The organism is Paenibacillus sp. PvR133, from assembly GCF_017833155.1.
Taxonomy (GTDB): Bacteria; Bacillota; Bacilli; order Paenibacillales; family Paenibacillaceae; genus Paenibacillus; species Paenibacillus polymyxa_B.
The window spans coordinates 525006-532500 of sequence record NZ_JAFIBS010000001.1 but is presented as its reverse complement, the minus strand read 5'-3'; the positions used below and the strand labels follow the sequence as shown (position 1 = coordinate 532500).

At 48.3% G+C, this 7495-nt stretch carries 1 protein-coding gene, 11 tRNA genes and 2 rRNA genes (1 of these 14 running past the window's edge); all 14 read left to right on the top strand.

The window, feature by feature from the left end; genetic code table 11:
• A 23S ribosomal RNA gene (locus JOE49_RS02325) occupies positions 1-2638 on the top strand; it begins 288 nt to the left of the window's first position.
• 149 nt (positions 2639-2787) lie between these two features.
• Positions 2788-2904: ribosomal RNA gene (rrf, locus tag JOE49_RS02320) — 5S ribosomal RNA — on the top strand.
• 19 nt (positions 2905-2923) lie between these two features.
• Positions 2924-2999: transfer RNA gene (locus JOE49_RS02315), tRNA-Asn, on the top strand.
• Positions 3000-3002: 3 nt separating this feature from the next.
• Positions 3003-3075: transfer RNA gene (locus JOE49_RS02310), tRNA-Thr, on the top strand.
• Between the two features lie 11 nt (positions 3076-3086).
• Positions 3087-3158: transfer RNA gene (locus JOE49_RS02305), tRNA-Glu, on the top strand.
• Between the two features lie 11 nt (positions 3159-3169).
• Positions 3170-3245: transfer RNA gene (locus JOE49_RS02300), tRNA-Val, on the top strand.
• Between the two features lie 55 nt (positions 3246-3300).
• Positions 3301-3375, top strand: a tRNA-Gln gene (locus tag JOE49_RS02295).
• 4 nt (positions 3376-3379) lie between these two features.
• A tRNA-Lys gene (locus JOE49_RS02290) sits at positions 3380-3455 on the top strand.
• An 11-nt stretch (positions 3456-3466) separates the two neighbouring features.
• A tRNA-Leu gene (locus JOE49_RS02285) sits at positions 3467-3547 on the top strand.
• Between the two features lie 10 nt (positions 3548-3557).
• Positions 3558-3632: transfer RNA gene (locus JOE49_RS02280), tRNA-Gly, on the top strand.
• Positions 3633-3637: 5 nt separating this feature from the next.
• Positions 3638-3714: transfer RNA gene (locus tag JOE49_RS02275), tRNA-Arg, on the top strand.
• Positions 3715-3732: 18 nt separating this feature from the next.
• Positions 3733-3806 (top strand) — tRNA-Pro (locus JOE49_RS02270).
• Between the two features lie 9 nt (positions 3807-3815).
• Positions 3816-3886, top strand: a tRNA-Gly gene (locus JOE49_RS02265).
• A gap of 737 nt (positions 3887-4623) precedes the next feature.
• On the top strand, positions 4624-7416 hold the full coding sequence (ppc, locus tag JOE49_RS02260; RefSeq protein WP_053326180.1) for a phosphoenolpyruvate carboxylase: 2793 nt from the start codon (positions 4624-4626) through the stop codon (positions 7414-7416).
• Positions 7417-7495: the final 79 nt, after the last annotated feature.

The window sequence follows — 7495 nt, the reverse complement described above, 5'->3', positions numbered from 1 at the left end:
CTCCTTGGGGTTGTGGGACGTCTCACATGGAGTTACAAAGGAACCGGTTAGATGAAGAGGTCTGGAAAGGCCCGCCAGAGAAGGTAAAAGCCCTGTAGTTCAAAACTTGTTCCCTCCGAGACGGATCCCGAGTAGTGCGGGGCACGTGAAACCCCGTATGAATCCGGCAGGACCATCTGCCAAGGCTAAATACTCCCTGGCGACCGATAGTGAAGCAGTACCGTGAGGGAAAGGTGAAAAGCACCCCGGAAGGGGAGTGAAATAGATCCTGAAACCGTGTGCTTACAAGAAGTCAGAGCCCTATTTATGGGTGATGGCGTGCCTTTTGTAGAATGAACCGGCGAGTTACGTTCCCGTGCAAGGTTAAGGTGAAGAGCTGAAGCCGCAGCGAAAGCGAGTCTGAATAGGGCGAATGAGTACGTGGACGTAGACCCGAAACCGGGTGATCTACCCCTGTCCAGGGTGAAGGTGCGGTAACACGCACTGGAGGCCCGAACCCACGCATGTTGAAAAATGCGGGGATGAGGTGGGGGTAGCGGAGAAATTCCAATCGAACCCGGAGATAGCTGGTTCTCCCCGAAATAGCTTTAGGGCTAGCCTCGGAAAAAAGAATCGTGGAGGTAGAGCACTGATTGGGTGCGGGGCCCGCAAGGGTTACCAAGCTCAGTCAAACTCCGAATGCCATAGATTTAGTTCCGGGAGTCAGACAGTGAGTGCTAAGATCCATTGTCGAAAGGGAAACAGCCCAGACCATCAGCTAAGGTCCCCAAGTGTGTGTTAAGTGGGAAAGGATGTGGAGTTGCACAGACAACCAGGATGTTGGCTTAGAAGCAGCCACCATTGAAAGAGTGCGTAATAGCTCACTGGTCGAGTGACTCTGCGCCGAAAATGTAACGGGGCTAAACACACCACCGAAGCTATGGCTTGATGCTTGCATCAGGGGTAGGGGAGCGTTGAATGCGGGTTGAAGGTGTACCGTAAGGAGCGCTGGACTGCATTCAAGTGAGAATGCCGGTATGAGTAACGAAAAGATCTGTGAGAATCAGATCCGCCGAAAGCCTAAGGGTTCCTGAGGAAGGTTCGTCCGCTCAGGGTAAGTCGGGACCTAAGGCGAGGCCGATAGGCGTAGTCGAAGGACAACAGGTCGAAATTCCTGTACCACCGTAATCCGTTATGAGCAATGGGGTGACGCAGTAGGGTAGTGACGCGGACTGATGGATGTCCGTCTAAGCAGTGAGGCTGGTGTGTAGGCAAATCCGCACATCGTTAAGGCTGGGCTGTGATGGGGAGCGAAAATTACAGTAGCGAAGGTCATGATCTCAGACTGCCAAGAAAAGCCTCTAGCCAGGAGAAGGTGCCCGTACCGCAAACCGACACAGGTAGGCGAGAAGAGAATTCTAAGGCGCGCGGAAGAACTCTCGTTAAGGAACTCGGCAAAATGACCCCGTAACTTCGGGAGAAGGGGTGCCTCGGTAGGGTGAATAGCCCGAGGGGGCCGCAGTGAAAAGGCCCAAGCGACTGTTTAGCAAAAACACAGGTCTGTGCGAAGCCGCAAGGCGAAGTATACGGGCTGACGCCTGCCCGGTGCTGGAAGGTTAAGGGGAGTGGTAAGCCTTCGGGCGAAGCTATGAACCGAAGCCCCAGTAAACGGCGGCCGTAACTATAACGGTCCTAAGGTAGCGAAATTCCTTGTCAGGTAAATTCTGACCCGCACGAATGGCGTAACGACTTGGGCGCTGTCTCAACGAGAGATCCGGTGAAATTTTAATACCTGTGAAGATGCAGGTTACCCGCGACAAGACGGAAAGACCCCATGGAGCTTTACTGCAGCTTGATATTGAATTTGGGTACGATCTGTACAGGATAGGTGGGAGCCGTAGAACTTTGAGCGCCAGCTTGAAGGGAGGCATCCTTGGGATACCACCCTGATCGTATCTAGGTTCTAACTTGGTACCGTAATCCGGTGCGAGGACAGTGTCAGGTGGGCAGTTTGACTGGGGCGGTCGCCTCCTAAAGAGTAACGGAGGCGCCCCAAGGTTCCCTCAGAATGGTTGGAAATCATTCGAAGAGTGCAAAGGCAGAAGGGAGCTTGACTGCGAGACCTACAAGTCGAGCAGGGACGAAAGTCGGGCTTAGTGATCCGGTGGTACCGCATGGAAGGGCCATCGCTCAACGGATAAAAGCTACCCTGGGGATAACAGGCTTATCTCCCCCAAGAGTCCACATCGACGGGGAGGTTTGGCACCTCGATGTCGGCTCATCGCATCCTGGGGCTGAAGTAGGTCCCAAGGGTTGGGCTGTTCGCCCATTAAAGCGGTACGCGAGCTGGGTTCAGAACGTCGTGAGACAGTTCGGTCCCTATCTGTCGTGGGCGTAGGAAATTTGAGAGGAGCTGTCCTTAGTACGAGAGGACCGGGATGGACGTACCGCTGGTGTACCAGTTGTTCCGCCAGGAGCACCGCTGGGTAGCTATGTACGGAAGGGATAAGCGCTGAAAGCATCTAAGCGTGAAGCCCCCCTCAAGATGAGATTTCCCAGTATGTAAGACCCCTTGAAGACGACGAGGTAGATAGGTTGGGGGTGGAAGTGCAGTAATGCATGGAGCTGACCAATACTAATCGGTCGAGGGCTTATCCTAAATAAAACGCAAATGAGTTTCGGATCCAGTTTTCAGGGTGTAACCTTGAAAGTATGTACAAGTGACATACAATAAGCGCATGGCTATTCATTCACACGATAAGTGATGAACCGAATAACGTACGGGAGAATTTGCACAGCAAATTCATGTTTGGTGGCGATAGCGGAGGGGTTCCACACGTACCCATCCCGAACACGACCGTTAAGCCCTCCAGCGCCGATGGTACTTGGACCGCAGGGTCCTGGGAGAGTAGGACGTCGCCAAGCAGAGCTTTATGATTAATATTCCCTGATAGCTCAGTTGGTAGAGCACTCGACTGTTAATCGAGTTGTCACAGGTTCGAGTCCTGTTCGGGGAGCCATTTGCTCTCATAGCTCAGCAGGTAGAGTGCATCCATGGTAAGGATGAGGTCACCGGTTCGAACCCGGTTGAGAGCTTGTTATAGGATGGCCCGTTGGTCAAGGGGTTAAGACACCTCCCTTTCACGGAGGTAACAGGGGTTCGAATCCCCTACGGGTCATAGGATATTATGGAGGCTTAGCTCAGCTGGGAGAGCATCTGCCTTACAAGCAGAGGGTCGGGGGTTCGAGCCCCTCAGCCTCCACCATTTTTCATTCTCTTACCTGGATGAAATCTTGGGGAATTGTGAATCATATGCATATTGGGGATTAGCCAAGCGGTAAGGCAACGGACTTTGACTCCGTCATGCATAGGTTCAAATCCTATATCCCCAGCCATTAAGAGCCATTAGCTCAGTTGGTAGAGCACCTGACTTTTAATCAGGGTGTCGAAGGTTCGAGTCCTTCATGGCTCACCATTGTATTACATGCGCGTGTGGCGGAATTGGCAGACGCACTAGACTTAGGATCTAGCGTCTTTGACGTGGGGGTTCAAGTCCCTCCACGCGCATCTTGTTTTTGCGGACGTGGCTCAGCGGTAGAGCATCGCCTTGCCAAGGCGAGGGTCGCGGGTTCGATTCCCGTCGTCCGCTCCATATTTGCGCCCTTAGCTCAGCTGGATAGAGCGTTTGACTACGAATCAAAAGGCCGGGAGTTCGAATCTCTCAGGGCGCGCCATATTTTAAAAAATTATATCGGGATGTAGCTCAGCTTGGTAGAGCACCTGGTTTGGGACCAGGGGGTCGCATGTTCAAATCGTGTCATCCCGATACTATTTTGCGGGTGTAGTTCAATGGTAGAACTTCAGCCTTCCAAGCTGATAGCGTGGGTTCGATTCCCATCACCCGCTTACCGATTACCTAGAAGCCGAAAGGCTTCTTTTTATTTTGTCCACATTACATTTACTTCTATGTATATAAGCTAGTGCAATTATGTCTCCTGTCATGCACAGTTGGGGATGACTTGTGCATATTGTACATAGGCTCTTGTTACTTTTGACACCTAGATCCCGTATTTCCCCTCTAACGTACCCCTTTCTCCTGCAGTAAGGCTAATTTCGTGATCAAATCCTTTAAATATAGGAATCCTATAGCTATTATGGTACGAATTCATGGTGATAACTCAACAGTTGCTCTTGGGTTGTGCACATTTCCCTTTATTTATGTGGGTAAAAAGCGAAGTGTTAAAGAGGAAATACTTAGAAACACTGAGAAAATGGCTAATTTGTGTATATCTTTGTGGATAGAAGGCTAATGGAGTTGACTTTGTCAACAAATAATAAACATATACACACTATGTCGCATGAATTTGTACCTTTAAAAACACACTCTTTATAAGAGACTGTGCATAATGTTTCACGCATCACTAGTGTATACATTCATTACTATTTATTAATTTCATATTTATTCATAACAATCCAATATTTTCTCGAAAGAAATAATTCAAAAAGATGATTTTTTACTGTAAATTTTGCAGCTTTTCATGCGTTTTTATTGTATGATGTTAAGAAAGTGTCAAATTTCGTGTGTATACGTACCTTTGCTACAACTGTATATGGTGTGGAACAGATCAGATGGGGGGAAAAGCATGACTGAGCTTACGTTAACCGCTAACAAAAACCAATCCAACAATCTGCTACGGCGGGACGTTCGTTTTCTAGGGAATATTCTTGGTGAGGTTTTGGTTCATCAGGGTGGCAACGAACTTTTGGATATCGTGGAGAAAATACGTGAGACAAGTAAATCGTTACGTGCCGGGTATCAGCCGGAGTTGTATGAGAATTTCAAACAAATGGTCAGCGGACTGGATACGGATATTCGTCACCAGGTTATTCGCGCGTTTGCGATTTATTTTCAGTTGGTGAATATCGCTGAGCAAAACCATCGTATTCGTCGTAAGCGGGATTATGAGCATTCCGCTGGTGAAGATGTTCAGCCCGGTTCCATTGAAAGTTCCGTTCAGGAGCTTAAACAAGGGGGCTTCTCCGCTGAGGACGTTAGCAACTTGCTGAAAGAGCTCTCTTTGGAGCTGGTCATGACCGCACATCCTACAGAAGCGACACGACGAGTAATTCTGGATATCCACAAGCGCATTTCCGAGGACGTCATGCTGCTGGATAATCCGATGCTTACCTTGCGTGAGCGGGAACAGGTACGGGAGAATCTGCTAAACGAAGTAATTACGCTGTGGCAGACAGATGAGCTGCGTGATCGCAAGCCAACTGTATTAGATGAAGTGAGAAATGGAATGTATTATTTTCACGAGACCTTGTTTCATGTACTGCCAGATGTATACCAAGAATTGGAACGATGTTTGGACAAATATTATCCCGAACAAAAATGGCATATACCCACTTATCTGAGATTTGGTTCCTGGATCGGTGGAGACCGGGATGGCAATCCGTCTGTGACAGCTCATGTGACTTGGGAAACGTTACGTATGCAGCGCAAGTTGGCTTTGAGAGAATATCAGCACACGTTAAAGGAACTCATGGGTTACTTGAGTTTCAGCACCAGCATTGTGCGAGTTTCCGATGATCTGCTGGCTTCTATTGAAGAAGACCGTACTCACATTACACTTAAAAAGATGGAAGTATGGCATAACGAAAAAGAGCCTTATCGCATTAAACTAGCATTTATGATTGCTAAAGTGAACAACATCCTGGATGAAAGCAAACAGGGCACCAATGAGCGTTATAACTCTGCGGAAGAGCTCATTGCAGACCTAAATGTTATTGATAACAGCCTGCGTCATCATTTTGCCGATTATGTAGCAAACACATATATTCAAAAGATGATTCGCCAGGTAGAGTTGTTTGGATTCCACACAGCTACGCTGGATGTGCGTCAGCATAGTCAAGAACATGAAAATGCGATGACTGAAATTCTTTCTAAAATGAATATTGTGTCGGATTACAGTAAGCTGTCAGAAGAAGAAAAAATAAATCTGCTGGAAAAGCTGCTGAATGAACCTCGTCCGATTACTTCACCGTATTTAAAATATAGCGATAGCACACAGGAATGTCTTGACGTATATCGTACGATTTATTTGGCTCAGGAGGAATTCGGCAAGCAGTCCATTACAAGCTACTTGATCAGTATGACTCAGGGAGCCAGTGACTTACTGGAGGTTATGGTCTTATCCAAAGAGGTGGGCCTGTTCCGCATCGAGAAGGATGGCACTGTTATCTGTACGCTGCAATCTGTTCCTTTGTTCGAAACGATAGATGATCTGCACGCTGCACCCGATATTATGAGAAGATTGATGAACTTGCCTGTATATCGACAATCTGTGGCTGCGATGGACCAGCTTCAGGAGATTATGCTGGGATACTCGGACAGTAATAAAGATGGCGGTGTGGTTACAGCGAACTGGGAACTTCGGGTCGCTATGAATAGCATTACGGAAGTAGTTAATGAGTTTGGCGTAAAAGTGAAGTTTTTCCATGGTCGTGGAGGTGCGCTGGGTCGTGGTGGAATGCCACTTAATCGCAGTATTTTGGCTCAGCCTCCTCATACGATTGGAGGCGGAATCAAAATTACGGAGCAAGGCGAAGTACTATCATCCCGATACTCGCTTAGAGGCATCGCGTACCGGAGCTTGGAGCAGGCAACATCGGCGCTGATTACGGCTGTGGCATATCATCGTTCCGGGAAGAAGGAAGTGTTTGAGGAGAGCTGGGAGGAGATTATCGCCCGCATTTCCCAAGTATCACTGGATAAGTATCAGGATTTGATTTTCCGAGATCCAGATTTCTTCAACTTCTTCAAAGAATCTACACCGTTGCCTGAGGTGGGCGAGCTGAATATTGGATCTCGTCCGTCCAAGCGTAAGAACAGCGAACGTTTTGAGGACTTGCGCGCCATTCCATGGGTTTTTGCATGGACACAAAGCCGTTACTTATTACCTGCGTGGTATGCGGCTGGAACAGGTTTGCAAAGCTTCTATCAAAACAATGAGGATAACCTTAAAGTGCTGCAAACGATGTTTAGGGACTCTGCTTTCTTCCGGTCACTTATTGATACACTGCAAATGGCAATCGCTAAAGCGGATTTACTGATTGCAGAAGAGTACGCTGGGATGTCGGATAACGAAGAGGCCCGGCAGCGCATTTTCGGGCAGATTTCAGCGGAGTTCAAGCTGACATCTGAGTTGATTTTGAAAATAACCGGACAATCCGAGATTTTGGACGACGTGCCGGTTATTCAGGAATCTATCCGGTTGCGTAATCCTTATGTCGATCCGTTAAGTTACTTGCAGGTTCAATTGCTAAGTGAGCTACGGGAGCTGCGGGATCAGAACGGTGATGACACTGAAATGCTGCGTGAGGTATTGTTGACGATTAACGGAATTGCCGCAGGCTTAAGAAATACGGGCTGATATAGTGTGGTTGTACGAATACAGGCAATCGGGTACTCATGGGGTGCCCGATTGTGCTGTTTGTATATTGATGGCAGGT

Excerpts from the sequence above, each read along its gene's own strand:
- ppc (WP_053326180.1), top strand. The coding sequence starts at position 4,624 with ATGACTGAGCTTACGTTAACCGCTAACAAAAACCAATCCAACAATCTG.